Annotated in this window: 12 protein-coding genes and 1 pseudogene; 3 read left to right on the forward strand and 10 right to left on the reverse strand. The window is 62.6% G+C overall.

The features are described from left to right. Window positions 1-49 precede the first annotated feature (49 nt). The 10 genes from PVE35_RS02730 to PVE35_RS02775 form a co-directional block, all read right to left on the reverse strand. On the reverse strand, window positions 50-1,615 hold the full coding sequence (locus PVE35_RS02730; RefSeq protein WP_268181061.1) for a SpoVR family protein: 1,566 nt from the start codon (window positions 1,613-1,615) through the stop codon (window positions 50-52). 9 nt (window positions 1,616-1,624) lie between these two features. Continuing rightward, a complete protein-coding gene (locus PVE35_RS02735) occupies window positions 1,625-2,896 on the reverse strand; it encodes a YeaH/YhbH family protein (protein WP_268181062.1) in 1,272 nt (423 codons plus the stop codon). A 109-nt stretch (window positions 2,897-3,005) separates the two neighbouring features. Continuing rightward, window positions 3,006-4,928: a PrkA family serine protein kinase gene (locus PVE35_RS02740; RefSeq protein ID WP_277373722.1), complete on the reverse strand. Its 1,923-nt coding sequence runs from the start codon at window positions 4,926-4,928 to the stop codon at window positions 3,006-3,008. 282 nt (window positions 4,929-5,210) lie between these two features. Next, window positions 5,211-5,540, reverse strand: a complete 330-nt coding sequence (gene glpE, locus PVE35_RS02745) for a thiosulfate sulfurtransferase GlpE (protein WP_268181065.1) — start codon at window positions 5,538-5,540, stop codon at window positions 5,211-5,213. Window positions 5,541-5,563: 23 nt separating this feature from the next. Next, on the reverse strand, window positions 5,564-6,382 hold the full coding sequence (locus PVE35_RS02750) for a symmetrical bis(5'-nucleosyl)-tetraphosphatase (RefSeq protein ID WP_277373725.1): 819 nt from the start codon (window positions 6,380-6,382) through the stop codon (window positions 5,564-5,566). After that, window positions 6,382-6,762, reverse strand: coding sequence for a Co2+/Mg2+ efflux protein ApaG (gene apaG, locus PVE35_RS02755; RefSeq protein WP_277373726.1), 381 nt, complete (start codon window positions 6,760-6,762; stop codon window positions 6,382-6,384). Before apaG ends, PVE35_RS02750 begins: the two co-directional genes overlap by 1 nt. Window positions 6,763-6,791: 29 nt before the next feature. Further along, on the reverse strand, window positions 6,792-7,601 hold the full coding sequence (gene rsmA / locus PVE35_RS02760; protein ID WP_268181071.1) for a 16S rRNA (adenine(1518)-N(6)/adenine(1519)-N(6))-dimethyltransferase RsmA: 810 nt from the start codon (window positions 7,599-7,601) through the stop codon (window positions 6,792-6,794). Window positions 7,602-7,774: 173 nt separating this feature from the next. Further along, window positions 7,775-8,785 carry a 4-hydroxythreonine-4-phosphate dehydrogenase PdxA gene (gene pdxA, locus PVE35_RS02765; RefSeq protein ID WP_277373727.1) on the reverse strand — a complete coding sequence of 337 codons (1,011 nt, stop codon included), beginning with the start codon at window positions 8,783-8,785 and terminating at the stop codon, window positions 7,775-7,777. A 150-nt stretch (window positions 8,786-8,935) separates the two neighbouring features. Beyond that, window positions 8,936-10,228, reverse strand: coding sequence for a peptidylprolyl isomerase SurA (gene surA, locus PVE35_RS02770; protein WP_268181075.1), 1,293 nt, complete (start codon window positions 10,226-10,228; stop codon window positions 8,936-8,938). Continuing rightward, window positions 10,209-12,974, reverse strand: a complete 2,766-nt coding sequence (locus PVE35_RS02775) for an LPS-assembly protein LptD (RefSeq protein WP_277373729.1) — start codon at window positions 12,972-12,974, stop codon at window positions 10,209-10,211. Before PVE35_RS02775 ends, surA begins: the two co-directional genes overlap by 20 nt. A 124-nt stretch (window positions 12,975-13,098) precedes the next feature. On the opposite strand from PVE35_RS02775, the gene PVE35_RS02780 reads away from it, so the two are divergent. The 3 genes and pseudogenes from PVE35_RS02780 (at window position 13,099) to PVE35_RS02790 (ending at window position 15,542) form a co-directional block, all read left to right on the forward strand. Then, a complete protein-coding gene (locus PVE35_RS02780; RefSeq protein ID WP_277373730.1) occupies window positions 13,099-14,124 on the forward strand; it encodes a phosphotransferase in 1,026 nt (341 codons plus the stop codon). Beyond that, window positions 14,121-14,749 (forward strand): annotated as a pseudogene (gene murU, locus PVE35_RS02785) (N-acetylmuramate alpha-1-phosphate uridylyltransferase MurU); the annotation flags it as partial. The gene PVE35_RS02780 and the pseudogene murU, both read left to right, overlap by 4 nt. A gap of 37 nt (window positions 14,750-14,786) precedes the next feature. Beyond that, window positions 14,787-15,542, forward strand: a complete 756-nt coding sequence (locus PVE35_RS02790) for a DnaJ domain-containing protein (RefSeq protein ID WP_277373732.1) — start codon at window positions 14,787-14,789, stop codon at window positions 15,540-15,542. Window positions 15,543-15,603: the final 61 nt, after the last annotated feature.

Consider the following 15,603-nt stretch of genomic DNA (forward strand, 5'->3'; position numbering starts at 1 on the left):
CGAAATATGCCTGTCATGCTGCTGGGCGCCAGCATCGAGCGACAACCGATCAAATGGGTGGAATGACCAGATCCAGGCGCGGGTATTCGCCTTCTCCTTCCGCGGTGTTACGTGGCGGTACATGCTGTGTGGTGATCAGTTGGTCGCCCTGCAGGGTTTCCAGATGAATGTCGAAGCCCCAGAGGCGGTGCAGGTGCTTGAGCACTTCGCCAGTGGATTCGCCCAGGGGTTTGCGGTCGTGCTGCTGGTGGCGCAGGGTCAGCGAGCGGTCGCCACGGCGGTCGACGTTCCAGATCTGGATATTGGGCTCGCGGTTGCCCAGGTTGTACTGGGCAGCGAGCAGTTCGCGAATGGTGCGGTAGCCGGATTCGTCATGGATGGCCGGCACCAGCAGTTCATCCTTCTGGTCGTCGTCGAGAATGCCGAACAGCTTGAAGTCGCGGATCACCTTGGGCGAGAGGAACTGCAGGATGAAACTCTCGTCCTTGAAGCTGGTCATGGCGAACTTGAGGGTGGTCAGCCAGTCGCTGCCGGCGATGTCCGGGAACCAGCGCTTGTCCTCCTCGGTGGGAGCTTCGCAGATGCGGCGGATGTCGCGGTACATGGCGAAACCCAGGGCATAGGGGTTGATGCCGCTGTAGTAGGGGCTGTCGAAGGACGGCTGATAGACCACGCTGGTGTGCGACTGCAGGAACTCCATCATAAAGCCGTCGGTGACCAGGCCTTCGTCGTACAGGTCGTTCATCAGGGTGTAGTGCCAGAAGGTGGCCCAGCCTTCGTTCATCACCTGGGTCTGGCGCTGCGGGTAGAAGTACTGGGCGATCTTGCGCACGATGCGGATCACCTCGCGCTGCCAGGGCTCCAGCAGGGGCGCGTGTTTTTCCAGGAAGTAGAGGATGTTCTCCTGCGGTTCGGCCGGGAAGCGCTTGCTGTCCTTCTCGCCGCCCTTGCCTGCCCCCTTGGGAATGGTGCGCCAGAGGTCGTTGATCTGCTTCTGCAGGTGTTCCTCTCGATCCTTCTGGCGGCGGCGCTCCTCTTCGGCGGAGATTGGATAAGGCCGCTTGTAGCGGTCGACACCGTAGTTCATCAGGGCATGGCAGGAGTCGAGCAGCTCTTCTACGGCATCGATACCGTAACGCTCCTCGCACTGCATGATGTACTGCTTGGCGAATACTAGGTAATCGATGATCGAGCTGGCATCGGTCCAGGTGCGGAACAGGTAGTTGCCCTTGAAGAAGCTATTGTGGCCGTAGCAGGCATGGGCGATCACCAGCGCCTGCATGCAGATGGTGTTTTCCTCCATCAGGTAGGCGATGCACGGGTCGGAGTTGATCACGATCTCGTAGGCCAGGCCCATCTGGCCGCGCTTGTAGCCCTTTTCGGTGGCGAGGAAGTGCTTGCCGTATGACCAGTGGTGGTAGCCCAGCGGCATGCCCACCGAGGCGTAGGCGTCCATCATCTGCTCGGCAGTGATCACCTCGATCTGGTTGGGGTAGGTGTCCAGCGCATAGCGCTCGGCGATGCGGGCGATCTCACGGTCGTAGGTGCGGATCAGCTCGAAGGTCCATTCCGAACCGGTGGAGATCGGCTGGCGTTTCTTCTCGGCAGGACTCATGGCAACTCCTCAACTTACCAGGCGACGCTGGAACAGCTCGCGGAACACCGGGTAGATGTCCGCCGCCGACACCAGTTGCTGCTGGGCGAAGCTGTCGGCGAAGGCTTCGGCCACCTGCTCGTACTCGAACCACAGCGCCTGGTGCTCGCGTGGGGTGATTTCGACGTAGGTGAAGTACTGCACGAAGGGCATGATCTGGTTGACCAGGATGTCGCGGCAGACCGGTGAATCATCGTTCCAGTTGTCGCCATCGGAGGCCTGGGCAGCGTAGATGTTCCATTCGTTGATCGGGTAGCGCTCGGCCATGATCTCCTGCATCAGCTTGAGTGCGCTGGAGACGATGGTGCCGCCGGTTTCGCGGGAGTAGAAGAATTCTTCCTCGTCCACTTCCTTGGCACTGGTGTGGTGGCGGATGAAGACCACGTCGATCTTGTCGTAATTGCGCTTGAGGAACAGGTACAGCAGGATGAAGAAGCGCTTGGCCACGTCCTTGGTGGCCTGGGTCATGGAGCCGGAGACGTCCATCAGGCAGAACATCACCGCCTTGGAGCTGGGGTTGGGCTGCTTGGTCAGCAGGTTGTACTTGAGGTCGAAGGTATCGAGGAAGGGCACGCGGTGGATGCGTGCACTGAGGCGTTCGATTTCCTCCTGAATGGCCTGGATATCACCGAAGTTGTCTGGCTCTTCCCGTCGCAGGCGTTCCAACTCGGCCTTGGCTTCACGCAGTTTGGCGCGGCTGGAGCCAGACAGCGCGATGCGCCGGGCATGGGCCGAACGCAGGGTACGGATGATATTGATGCGCGAGGGGTTGCCTTCGCTGCTGATGCCGGCGCGTACCGTCTTGAAGGTGTCGGCGCCGGTGAGGTGACGCTTGACCAGATTGGGCAGCTCCAGATCCTCGAACATGAAGTCGAGAAATTCCTCCTGGGTGATCTGGAAGACGAACTCGTCCATGCCTTCGCCGGAATTGCTTGCCTTGCCACTGCCGCGTCCGCCACCACCGCCTTGCGGACGTGGGATGCGTTCACCAGTGGTGAACTCCTTGTTGCCGGGATGGACGATGGTCTGCTTGCCGCCACGGCCATGGTGCAGCACCGGCTCGTCGATATCGCGGCCGGGAATGCTGATCTGTTCGCCGTGCTCCATGTCGGTGATGGAGCGCCGGCTGACGGCTTCCTCCACTGCCTTCTTGATGTGCTCACGGTAACGCCGCAGGAAGCGCTGGCGGTTCACCGTGCTCTTGTTCTTGCCATTCAGGCGCCGGTCGATCACATAACTCATAGCCCCTCCGGGGCAGCTTCAAGCCACAAGCCACAAGCTGCAAATGAGCGGCGGAGTTGTGTGCCCCTGCTCTTTCTTGCAGCTTGCCGCTTGCAGCTCGTGGCTGCTGTCACTGCGATTTACGTACCCGCAGGTACCACTCGGACAGCAGGCGTACCTGCTTCTCGGTGTAGCCGCGCTCGACCATGCGTTTGACGAAGTCGTTGTGCTTCTGTTGCTCCTCTTTGCTGCCCTTGGCGTTGAAACTGATGACCGGGAGCAGATCCTCGGTGTTGGAGAACATTTTCTTCTCGATCACCACGCGCAGCTTCTCGTAGCTGAGCCAGGTGGGGTTCTTGCCGTTGTTGTTGGCGCGGGCGCGCAGGACGAAGTTGACGATCTCGTTGCGGAAGTCCTTCGGGTTGCTGATGCCGGCCGGCTTCTCGATCTTCTCCAGCTCCTCGTTGAGGGCCACGCGGTTGAGGATTTCGCCGGTTTCCGGGTCGCGGTACTCCTGATCCTGAATCCAGAAGTCGGCGTACAGCACGTAGCGGTCGAAGATGTTCTGCCCATACTCGCTGTAGGACTCCAGGTAGGCGGTCTGGATTTCCTTGCCGATGAACTCGATGTAGCGCGGCGCCAGGTATTCCTTGATGTAGCGCAGGTAGCGCTCGCGCACTTCGGCGGGGAACTGTTCCTGCTCGATCTGCTGCTCCAGCACGTAGAGCAGGTGCACCGGGTTGGCGGCCACTTCGTGCGGGTCGAAGTTGAACACCTTGGACAGGATCTTGAAGGCGAAACGAGTCGACAGGCCATTCATGCCTTCGTCGACGCCAGCGCTGTCGCGGTACTCCTGGATCGACTTGGCTTTCGGGTCGGTATCCTTGAGGTTTTCGCCGTCGTAGACGCGCATCTTCGAGTAGATATTGGAGTTCTCCGGCTCCTTGAGGCGGCTCAGCACGCTGAACTGGGCGAGCATCTTCAGGGTGTCCGGGGCGCAATGGGCCTTGGCCAGCGAGCTGTTGATCAGCAGCTTGTCGTAGATGCGGATTTCATCGGTGACGCGTAGGCAGTAGGGCACCTTGACGATGTAGATGCGGTCGATGAAGGCTTCGTTGTTCTTGTTGTTGCGGAAGCTGTGCCATTCCGATTCGTTGGAGTGAGCCAGCAGGATGCCGCTGTAGGGAATGGCGCCGAGGCCTTCGGTGCTGTTGTAGTTGCCCTCCTGGGTAGCGGTCAGCAGCGGGTGCAGCACCTTGATCGGCGCCTTGAACATCTCGACGAACTCCATCAGGCCCTGGTTGGCCCGGCACAGCGCGCCCGAGTAGCTGTAGGCGTCGGCGTCGTTCTGCGGGAATTCCTCCAGCTTGCGGATATCCACCTTGCCCACCAGGGCGGAGATGTCCTGGTTGTTCTCGTCGCCCGGCTCGGTCTTGGCCACGGCGATCTGGTTGAGAATCGAGGGGTAGAGCTTGACCACGCGGAATTGGCTGATGTCGCCGCCGAACTCTTGCAGGCGCTTGGTGGCCCAGGGCGACATGATGGAGTTGAGGTAGCGGCGCGGGATGCCGTAGTCCTCCTCGAGGATGGCGCCATCCTCGGCGGCATTGAACAGCCCCAGCGGCGACTCGAATACCGGCGAACCCTTGATGGCGTAGAAGGGCACCTTCTCCATCAGTTGCTTGAGCTTTTCCGCCAGCGAGGATTTACCGCCGCCCACCGGGCCCAGCAGGTAGAGGATCTGTTTCTTCTCCTCCAGGCCCTGCGCCGCATGGCGGAAGTAGGAGACGATCTGGTCGATGCACTCTTCCATGCCATGGAAGTCGGCGAACGCCGGGTACCGGCGGATCACCTTGTTGGAGAAGATGCGCGACAGGCGTGGGTCGCTGGAGGTATCCAGCAGTTCCGGTTCGCCAATGGCTATCAGCAGACGTTCGGCTGCAGAGGCATAGGCGCTACGGTCCTGCTTGCACAGTTCGAGGTACTCCTGCAGCGAGTACTCCTCCTGGCGGGTCGCCTCGAAACGTTGTTGGAAGTGACTGAAAATGCTCATGACTTCACCTCGCTCGATGCTGGATGCTGGGCGTGGGTCGTCGGGCGAGTAGGTGCTGGGAGGCTCCGGCCGGAGAGCGCCGGGGATCAATCCCCCAAATCCTAACGATCGTTACCGATGGCCCTGTGCCGGTTGGCCGGCTCTATCTTGCTATGGATGGCCTGAGTAAGAGAATAGTTCTTTCTGGCGGGGGTCAAGCAGTGCGCAACGATAAGTGGGTGTTGCCGTCTGTCGGAAGAGGGCTGCAGGCCAGCGGTAGCGCGGCCTGCGGCTCACGAAAAATTATTCTTCGGCGCTCTGTGCAGTCTCATCCGGATAGGTGGCGCGCCATAGCTCGAAACCGCCGTCGAGGCTGTAGACGTCGGCAAAGCCCTGGCCCACCAGATAGGCAGCAGCGCTCTGGCTGGAGTTGCCGTGGTAACAGGCCACGATCAGCGGGGCGTCGAGATCGGCCTGGGTAATGAAGTCATGCAGGGAGTGGTTGTCCAGATGACGGGAGCCGACGATATGACCGTTGGCGAAACTCTGTGGGTCGCGGATATCGACAACGACGGCACCTTGTTCACGTAGTGCCTGGGCCTGTTGCGGGGAAATACGCTTGAATTCGCTCATGGTTGGGCCTTCGGGTTGAGGTGCTAAGCCTGTGGGCAGGTGCAGCGATGCAGCTCGCCAGTGTCGACATCGAGCAGGGTCATGGCGCCGCCCCATACGCAGCCGGTGTCCAGTGCGTACAGGCCAGGTTCCTGGCAGTTGCCCTCCAGGGCCGCCCAATGACCGAAGATGATCTTTTCGCCGCGCATCTTGCGCTGTGGGTGGCTGAACCAGGGGGCGAAGCCGACCGGCGCACTGCCGATGCCTTCCTTGCTCTTGAGGTCGAGGGTACCGTCCGCGCTGCAGAAACGCATGCGGGTGAAGTAGTTGGTGATCACGCGCAGGCGCGTCACACCGTGCAACTCCTTGCTCCACTTGGCCGGCTCGTTGCCATACATGCCATCGAGAAACAGCGGCAGGCGAGCATCGTCGCGCAGAACCTCCTCGACCTCGGCGGCGCGACGCAAGGCCTTGCTCAGCGTCCACTGCGGCGGAATGCCGGCATGCACCAGGGTGACCTTGCGCTCGGCATCGTGATGCACCAGCTTCTGCAGGCGCAGCCAGTCGAGCAGGTCGGCGCGATCCGGGGCGTCGAGAATTTCCTGTAGGGTGTCGCCCTTCTTCATGCGCTCGATATTGTGCGCCACGGCCAGCAGGTGCAGGTCGTGATTGCCCAGCACGCAGATCACGGCATGACGGATGGAGAAGAGAAAGCGCAGGGTTTCCAGCGACTGCGGGCCACGGTTGACCAGGTCACCCACCAGCCATAGCCGGTCGTGCGCCGGGTCGAAAGATACCTGCTCGAGCAGGCACTGGAGTGGCTTCAGGCAGCCCTGCAGGTCGCCGACGGCATACACCGCCATCAGTGCAACGCCCCGGGTACTGCCAGGCGGAAGGGGGCAATGGGCGCATCGAAGCGTTTGCCGTCTTCGGCGAGCATCTGGTAACTGCCCTGCATGGTGCCGACCTGGGTGGTCATCACCGTGCCACTGCTGTAGGTGTGGCTGGCGCCTGGCTCGATATGCGGTTGCTGGCCGACCACGCCAGCGCCACGAACCTCCTGCACACGGCCATCGCCGTCGGTGATGATCCAGTGCCGCGACAGCAGTTGGGCGGCCAGCTCACCCTGATTGACGATGGTGATGGTGTAGGAGAAGGCGTAACGGTTCTGCTCCGGCTGCGATTGCGCAGCCAGGTATTCAGTGGTGACGCTGACGTCGATCTGATAACGAGGGTCGGACATGCAGGAAACTCTTCGAGCCTGTTGGCAGTTTAGACCTGGCTGGCGGCCTGGTGCGTGGCGAGTTGATCGGCCAGGCGCACAAAGGCAGCCAGATCGAGTTGTTCCGGGCGCAGGCTGCCATCGACGCAGGCGGCCTCGATGGCTTCGGCCGGCAACAATTGCTTGAGGGTGTTGCGCAGGGTCTTGCGCCGCTGATTGAAGGCCTCGCGCACCACCCGCTCGAGCAGGCGTGAGTCCTGCGCGGGATGCGGCAGTGTCTCGTGCGGCACAAGGCGGACGATGGCCGAGTCCACCTTGGGTGGCGGGTTGAAGGCGCCTGGGCCGACGTTGAACAGGTGCTCCACCCGGCAGTGGTATTGCACCATGATCGACAGGCGGCCCCAGTCGCCGCCGCCGGGCTCGGCAGCCAGGCGCTCGACCACTTCCTTCTGCAGCATGAAGTGCATGTCACGGATCAGCGGCGCATTGTCCAGCAGGTGGAAAATCAGCGGGGTGGAGATGTTGTACGGCAGGTTGCCGACCACGCGCAGGCTGCGCGGTGCTGCGTTGAGGCGAGCAAAGTCGAATTTCAGCGCATCGCCCTGGTTGAGTGCAAAGCGCGGGTTATCGCCGAACTTGGCCTGCAGGATGGGGATGAGGTCGAGATCCAGTTCGATCACATCGAGCTGTGCACCGCTGCCCAGCAGGCCTTCGGTCAGGGCGCCCTGGCCTGGACCGATCTCCAGCAGGCGCTCACCTTCCTTGGCGCGAATGGCGCGCAGGATACGGTCGATCACGCCAGCGTCGTGGAGAAAGTTCTGACCGAAACGCTTGCGCGCGCGGTGTTGGTATTCGGACATGGAGCAGCTCCAGGCTTCAAGCTGCAAGCGCCAAGCAAGAGCATAAAGCGAAAAGGTAAAGGCGAGGATTCTATCAGGTGAGGTCGTCCTAGGCATCCATACAGGACGGGCGTGTCAGTTTGGGGTTTGAAGTGCTTGCATCTAGGCTACATCCCTCCTTCGGCCACCCGCTCTTAACGTGCCGTGTGTGGCGTGCAGCTTGTGGCTTGCACCATCTGGTAGGCCGTTTCCAGGGCCACCTGCAGGCTGCCAGTGTCGATCCGCCCCGTGCCCGCCAGGTCGAGAGCGGTGCCGTGATCGACCGAGGTGCGGATGATCGGCAGGCCCAGGGTGACGTTCAGCGCCGCGCCGAACCCCTTGAACTTGAGCACCGGCAGGCCTTGGTCGTGATACATGGCCAGCACGGCGTCGGCCTGCTCGAGATACTTCGGCGTGAACAGGGTATCGGCTGGCAGCGGGCCGATTAGCTGCATGCCTTCGGCGCGCAAGCGTTGCAGTGTCGGGGTGATGACTTCGATCTCTTCGCGGCCCAGGTGCCCCCCTTCGCCAGCATGGGGGTTGAGTCCGCAAACCAGGATGCGTGGCGCAGCGATGCCAAACTTGCTCTGCAGATCGCCATGCAGAATGCGTGTGACTCGTTCCAGGCGCTCGGCGGTTATGGCCGACGCCACGTCCTTGAGGGGCAGGTGGGTGGTCACCAGAGCCACGCGCAAGCCATGGGTGGCCAGCATCATCACCACCTGCTCGGTGGCGGTCAGTTCGGCGAGGAACTCGGTATGCCCGGAGAAGGCAATGCCCGCTTCATTGATAACGCCCTTGTGCACCGGCGCGGTGATCATCGCGGCGAATGTGCCATTCAGACAGCCCTGGCCAGCACGGGTCAGGGTTTGCAGCACGTAGTGGGCGTTGGCCGGGCTCAGTTGGCCGGGCATACACGCTGCGCCCAGTGGCGTATCCCAGACGTACAGGCTGCCAGCTGGAGCTGGCGCTTGCGGCCAATGACCGGGGCCGACTTCGTGCAACACGATGGCGAGCCCCAGTCGCTCGGCGCGTTCGCGCAGCAGTTGACGGCTGGCAATCGTGACCAGGGCGGCAGGCTGCGCCTCGCGGGCCAGCAGCAGGCACAGGTCGGGGCCGATGCCGGCGGGCTCGCCTGGGGTCAGGGCAAAAAGTGGCTGGGGCATCGCGCTTTCTCGGTGAAGGCAGGGTGGCTAGGGTCTGTTGCCGTTTCGTCGCGGCCGTGCGCGAGACGGCAACAGACCCTAGTGTAAGCGCCTTTGGCTCGGGATGAAAAAGCCCGGCACTGGGCCGGGCTCTCTCGTTGCATGATGTGCTTACAGCTTGATCTCGACGTAGGCTTCGTCGCGGATCTGGCGCAGCCAGGTCTGCAGTTCCTCGTCGTACTTGCGATTGCGCAGCACGTTGGCGGCCTGTTGCTTGCGGAACTCTTCGCTGTTGTCGGTAGCGCGGCGTCCCAGCACCTGCAATACATGCCAACCGTAAGGGCTCTTGAACGGCTTGGAAACCTCGCCGCTCGGCGTGTTGTTCATGACTTCGCGGAACTCGGGTACCAGCGCGTTCGGGTCGATCCAATTGAGGTCGCCACCATTGAGCGCAGAACCCGGATCTTCGGAGAAATTCTTCGCCAGCTCAGCGAAGTCTTCCCCAGCGAGGATGCGTTGATAGAGACGTTCTACCAGGCGGCGGGTTTCCGCTTCGCTGCGAATCTCGCTGGGCTTGATCAGGATATGGCGAACGTGCACCTCATCGCGCACCTGGGTGTCGCCACCCCGTTTCTCGATCAGCTTGAGGATGATGAAACCGCCTGGCGTACGTACCGGCTCGGTGACTTCGCCGGGTTTCAGTGCGCTGATCATGGTGTCGAAGGGGGGCGGCAGTTGCCCGGCCTTGCGCCAACCCATTTCACCGCCTTCCAGGGCGTTCTCGCTGGCCGAGCGGGCCACCGCGAGCTGGGCGAAATCGGCGCCTTGCTGCAGTTGCTGATACAGCTCCTGTGCCTGACGTTCGGCGGCTTGAATCTCGCTGGAGGAGGCGCCTTCAGCCACCGGAATGAGGATATTGGCCAGACGGTATTCCTCCGAGAGTTGCATCTTGCCGAGATCGGAGGCGAGGAAGTTCTGCACTTCCTGATCGGTGACCTGGATGCGTTCGGCGACACGGCGCTGACGCACGCGGCTGATGATCATCTCGCGGCGCACCTGATCGCGGGCGTCGGCATAGGACAGACCGTCGCGTGCCAGCGCTTCACGGAACTGCTCCAGGCTCATGCCATTGCGTTGGGCGATGGTGCCCATGGCCTGGTTCAGCTCCTCGTCGCTGATGCGAACGCCGGAGCGTTCGCCGATCTGCAACTGGATGTTCTCGATGATCAGGCGTTCGAGCACCTGCTGTTTCAGGACATGCTCTGGCGGCAGGGCCGCACCGCGTTTGGTGATGGTTTGCTGCACTTCGCGCAGGCGCGCATCGAGTTGGCTCTGCATGACCACGTCGTTGTCGACGATGGCCACGATACGATCCAGCGGGCGGACTTCGGCATGCGCCGTCGCTGCCAGCAGCGCTGCGCCCAACAGCAGGGAGCGCAGGCAATCAGTAAGCTTGGTCTTCACGTTCACGGTAACCTTGAATGCCTTGGTCGAGGAAAGTTTCCACCTTGTTGCCGACAACGCCGCCGAGGCCCTTGAGGACGATCTGCAGGAAGATGCCGCGGTCGGCTTCATCGTTGCGCGACGGGTTGAGGCTGACTTCGTCGTAGTCGACCCAGTAACGGTTGATCAGGCGCAGCTTCCAGCAGCAACTGTCGTACTCGAAGCCAGCGAAGGCCTCCAGGGTGCGATTGCGGTTGTAGTCGTACTGCCAGCGTGAGATCACGCTCCACTGCGGCACCAGCGGCCAGATGACGGAGAAGTCATGCTGGCTGATCTTGTAGTAGTCCTTGATGTAGCCGGGGGTTCCGGGGGTGCCGTAGTCACCACCGCCGACCAGCCACTTGCCGCTCGCCTGGTCGTAACGGACGGTATCGTTACGGTAGCGATAGCCCAGGTTGACCACCTTGTTCGGATTGTCTTCGGGCTGGTAGTGGAACATGGCGCTGCCGGAGCGGGTCTTGTGCTGATCCGGATCCCAGTTGAAGGTGGAGTTCAGGCGCCAATCGCGGTTGAAGCGATACTGGTATTCCAGGGCGTAGGGAGACACATCTGCCGTGGCGTCCTGGCGGTCGCGGTAATCGATGCCGGGCATCTGTACCTTGCGATCCTCGAAATAGAAGGCCTGGCCGATGCTGAAGCGTTGACGCTCGAAGCCGTTCGGCTCGATCCAGCGGCTGGTCACGCCTAGCGACAGCTTGTTCTCGTCGCCGATGCGATCCTTGCCGCTGAAGCGATTTTCACGCCACAGCGAGGCGTAGCTGAAGCTGCTCTCGCCAGTGTCGAACACCGGAATATCGGTCTGATCTTCTTCCGGTACATACAGGTAGAAGGCGCGCGGCTCCAGGGTCTGGCGGTAGTTCTTGCCGAACAGTTGGGTATTGCGGTCGAAGTACAGGCCGCTGTCGACGCTGAACAGGCCCAGACCGCGGTTCTGGCTGCTGCTGTACTGCTGTTCTGGCAGCAGGCTTGCCTTGCCGCGACCGTCTAGGCTCAGGTCGTAATGAGTCTGCAGATACTTGATCTGCGGCTTGATGAACCCCCAGCTCGCATTCATCGGCAGGCTCACCGAGGGCTCCAGATGCAGGCGCTCGCCATTGGCGCGGGCCAGGCCCACGACTCGGGAGTCATACCAGGGTTGTTCGACGACGCCGTCCTCGTTGATGAAGTTGCCGGAGCGCAGATCACGGTCGAACTTCACGTACTCGGTGGCGTAGGCGAAGTTCAGACCGCCCGGCTCGAAGGGCAGCTTGCCGTCCAGAGTGAGCTGCGGCAGACGGTCGTAGGGCGTGATGTCGGTGATGTTCGCCAGCTCGTAGGCATGCAGGTTCAACCGTGCGGTGTAGTTGTCGCCACGGTAGGTCAGCGTGCCGCGCTGGTTGACGTAGGAACCGTAGGAAATGCCCAGGTCGCTACGCAGATCTTGGAAGTAGTAAGGATCGCTGATGTCGGTGTAGTCGACTTCGGCAAGCAGGCGCGAGTCGAGCCCCTGCTTGTGCTGCCAGCTATACATCCAGCGCTGGTCTTCGTATTCGGACTGCAGCTTGCGCTCGTCTTCCTTGTCGTTGAGCCAGGCACCGCCGATCTGACCTTCGCTGCTCTTGGTCAGGTAACGGAACTCGCCTTCCATGAGCAGGCCGCGCTTGGCCATGTAGGTGGGGTAGAGCGTGGCATCGTAGTTCGGCGCCAGGTTGAAGTAGTAGGGCGTCTGCAGCGAGAAGCCGGTATCGCTCGAGGTGCTGAAACTCGGCGGCAGGAAGCCGGACTGGCGGCGGTCGTCGATCGGGAAATAGATGTACGGGGTATAGAAGACGGGGAAGTCCTTGACCCGCAGCGTCACGTTGGTGGCGGTGCCGAAGCCGGTGGCCGGGTTCAGGGTGACGTTGTTGCCCTTCAGGTGCCAGGCGTTGTCGCCCGGCTCGCAACGGGTGTAGGTGCCGTCCTTGAGTCGTACGATGGCGGTTTCTTCGCGCTTGGCGTAGAGCGCACTGCCGCGCACGTGAGCCTTGTGCAGCACGTACTCGGCGTTGTCGATCTTGGCTTCGCCGTTGTCCAGTTGCAGTTCGGCACGGTCACCGACCACCAGCATGCCCTTGTCGCGCAGGCGCACATTGCCGACCAGCTCGCCACGGTTCTCGGCCTGGTGCAGGCTGGCCTCGTCGGCCTCGACCTGCATGCCGGACTGGCGCAGCACCACGTCACCGGCCAGCGTGGCGACCTGTTGCTCCTGCTCGTAGCGCGAGGCCTTGGCGGACACGAACATTGGCGACTCGTCCAGAGGCGTGGTGTCGTCCATGCCCGGGCGCAGCGGCTCAACATAGGCTCCGGCGCAGTAAGGGCCGGCTTCGGCCAGTTGCGCGGCGGTCAGCTTGTCGCGTGGCACCCAGTCGAGGTGGCTGTAGTCGGCGCTGCGCGAGGCGAGGGCGCGGCCCTTGCTCTCGGTCACCAGGGTGGGAGCGGCTTCCTGCTTGGCGCTTGCGGTTGTCTGCGTAGTGCCGGTGCTCACACTGCTCTGGCTGTGCACAGGGCGTGGCGGCAGGGAACTGGCTGCGGTTTTAGGCGCACAGGCCCAGCCACCGCTCGGCGAGGCTGAGCAATCGTACTGCTCGGCAGCGAACGTCTGTAAGCTGAAGGCAGGCTGTAAGGCCAGGAGGCTGCCGGTCACCAGCAGCGGGAACTTCTTGCGGAACGCGGGGTATTTTACTGCCATCTTGTTAGTCCGGGCTTCCTGCGCGCTACCGGCCCAGGGGCCGCACGCCTCTCGATGGGCTGAAAAAGATGCTGGATAATAAAGCATGACCCGCGCAACGGCTAGCGCCGTCGGAGACCCCTTGATGTCCGAACACGATCTACGTCTGCAACAGCTACGAACCTGGCTCGCCAAGCAACTGCCCGCGCTCTTCGCCGCACGCGGTTGGGGCGAGGTGCCGCAGGCCGAACTGACGGCGGCCAGCAGCGATGCCAGTTTTCGCCGTTATTTTCGTTGGCAGGCTGGTGAACGCAGCCTGATCCTCATGGATGCGCCGCCGCCGCAGGAGAACTGCGCGCCCTTCGTGCGTATCGCCGCGTTGCTGGCGAGTGCCGGGGTGCACGTACCACAGGTTCTGGCTGCCGATCTCGAGCGAGGCTTTCTGATTCTCGATGATCTGGGGCGCCAGACCTACCTGGAGGTGATCGACGAACGCAATGCCGATGAGCTGTTCGGCGACGCTATCGAAGCCTTGCTGATGCAGCAACGCCTGCCGCTGGACGACGATCTACCGCATTACGACGAGGCCTTGTTGCGCCGCGAGCTGCAGCTATTTCCCGAGTGGTACGTGCAACGCCATCTGGGCCGCACCTTCACCCCTGAGCAGGAGGCCGCCTGGCAGCGTGTCAGCCGTCTGTTGATCGACAGCGCCCTGGCTCAGCCCAAGGTGCTGGTGCACCGCGACTTCATGCCGCGCAACCTGATGCACAGCACGCCCAATCCCGGTGTGCTGGATTTTCAGGATGCCGTCTACGGTCCGGTCACCTACGACATCACTTGTCTGTTCAAGGATGCCTTCCTCAGTTGGCCCGAAGCGCGTGTGCAGGGTTGGCTGCAAGGGTATTGGAGGCGGGCGCAGGCAGCCGGCATTCCGGTACAGGCAGGGCTGGAGGATTTCCTGCGCGCCAGCGACCTGATGGGCGTGCAACGCCACTTGAAGGTGATCGGCATCTTCGCGCGCATCTGTCATCGCGACGGCAAGCCCAGGTACCTGGGCGACGTGCCGCGTTTCTTCTCTTATATCCAGGCGGTGCTGGCGCGCCGGCCGGAGCTGGCCGAGCTGGGTGAACTGTTCGCCAGCCTGGCAATAGACGAAGGGGCTCGGGCATGAAGGCGATGATTCTCGCCGCCGGCAAGGGCGAGCGTCTGCGCCCGCTGACCCTGCATACGCCGAAGCCGCTGGTACAGGCGGCTGGCACGCCCCTGATCGAATATCACGTTCGCGCGTTGGCCGCCGCGGGTTTTACCGAGCTGGTGATCAATCACGCCTGGCTCGGTCAGCAGATCGAGGATTATCTGGGAGACGGCGCGCGCTTCGGCCTGCGTATCGCCTATTCGTCCGAAGGGGAGCCGCTGGAAACCGGTGGCGGCATCTTCAAGGCCTTGCCTTTGTTGGGTGACGAACCTTTCGCGGTGATCAACGGCGATATCTTCACCGATTACCCCTTCGCCGAGCTGCGCAAGCCACTGAACGGCCTGGCCCATCTGGTGTTGGTGAACAACCCGGCACATCACCCGCAGGGCGATTTCATCCTGCAGCAGGGCCAGGTTCATGACGCAGCGGCAGACGGCGAGTGCCTGACTTACAGCGGTATCGCCGTCCTGCACCCACGGCTGTTCGCCGCCTGCCAGCCCGGTGCTTCCGGCGCCGTTGCTGCGCGAGGCGATGGCGGCAGGGCGTGGATGGCGAGCGGCACGGCGGTCGCTGGATCGACGTCGGCGAGCGCCTGGCGGAAGCGAGCGCCTGCTGCAGGAGGCGTTGTGGCCGGCTAGGTGTTGTGGCCGGCGACCCTGCGGCCGGCCGGGCTGGCGCTGGCCAGCATTCCCGGCGCGCTGCTGGGCGGCCTGCTCGGCCAGGTGCTGGATCGGCGCCTGCGTCTGCATGGCTGGGCCAACCTGCGCGAGCGCCTGGGCGGGCGTCCGGCGCCGACGGATGATGACCTGTTGTTCCTGATGCTCGGGCGCCTGGCCAAGAGCAATGGTCGAGTGCTGCAGAGCCATATCCAGCAGGCCCGTTCGGAAATGCAGCGCCTGGGACTGAATGTCGACGCGCAGCGTCGTGCCATCGACGCCTTCGCCCGTGGCAAGACCGCGCGTGACAACCTGCGCGTGCCCTTGCAGCGCCAACGCGAGCGAGCCGAGGCATTGCTGCGTGCCTGCTGGCGCATGGCCTGGGTCGATGGCCGGGTAGCGCCCGACGAGCATGAGCTGATCCTGCTCTGGGGCAAGTGGCTGGGTTGGGAGACGGCCGCGCTGGAACGCCTGAACGAGGAGTACGCGCCCAAGCGCAGTCAGCAGCCGGCACCCTCGGGGGGCAGCTATCAGCAGGCCCTGCAGTTGCTGGGGGTCAGCGAGAGCAGCGAGCCCGAGCAGATCAAGCGTGCCTACCGGCGCTTGCTCAGCCGCCATCACCCGGACAAGCTGGCCGGCTCGGGTGCCTCGGCCGAGCGCATTCGCGAGGCGACCGAAACTACGCGGCAACTGCATCAGGCCTATGCGCTGATTCGGCAGCGCCGGGGTATGCGTTAGCAGGCCGTTGAAAAACGTAGGCGAGGCAGGCAAGGCAAGGCAAAAACAGCCGAAAAAGCGC

The sequence above is a fragment of the Pseudomonas sp. AA-38 genome, from assembly GCF_029457475.1.
Taxonomy (GTDB): Bacteria; Pseudomonadota; Gammaproteobacteria; order Pseudomonadales; family Pseudomonadaceae; genus Aquipseudomonas.

What these genes read in the sequence shown, in the direction of transcription:
- PVE35_RS02730 (WP_268181061.1), bottom strand. Translation starts at nt 1,615, where the DNA reads ATGAGTCCTGCCGAGAAGAAACGCCAGCCGATCTCCACCGGTTCGGAA.
- PVE35_RS02735 (WP_268181062.1), bottom strand. Translation starts at nt 2,896, where the DNA reads ATGAGTTATGTGATCGACCGGCGCCTGAATGGCAAGAACAAGAGCACG.
- PVE35_RS02740 (WP_277373722.1), bottom strand. Translation starts at nt 4,928, where the DNA reads ATGAGCATTTTCAGTCACTTCCAACAACGTTTCGAGGCGACCCGCCAG.
- glpE (WP_268181065.1), bottom strand. Translation starts at nt 5,540, where the DNA reads ATGAGCGAATTCAAGCGTATTTCCCCGCAACAGGCCCAGGCACTACGT.
- PVE35_RS02750 (WP_277373725.1), bottom strand. Translation starts at nt 6,382, where the DNA reads ATGGCGGTGTATGCCGTCGGCGACCTGCAGGGCTGCCTGAAGCCACTC.
- apaG (WP_277373726.1), bottom strand. Translation starts at nt 6,762, where the DNA reads ATGTCCGACCCTCGTTATCAGATCGACGTCAGCGTCACCACTGAATAC.
- rsmA (WP_268181071.1), bottom strand. Translation starts at nt 7,601, where the DNA reads ATGTCCGAATACCAACACCGCGCGCGCAAGCGTTTCGGTCAGAACTTT.
- pdxA (WP_277373727.1), bottom strand. Translation starts at nt 8,785, where the DNA reads ATGCCCCAGCCACTTTTTGCCCTGACCCCAGGCGAGCCCGCCGGCATC.
- PVE35_RS02775 (WP_277373729.1), bottom strand. Translation starts at nt 12,974, where the DNA reads ATGGCAGTAAAATACCCCGCGTTCCGCAAGAAGTTCCCGCTGCTGGTG.
- PVE35_RS02780 (WP_277373730.1), top strand. Translation starts at nt 13,099, where the DNA reads ATGTCCGAACACGATCTACGTCTGCAACAGCTACGAACCTGGCTCGCC.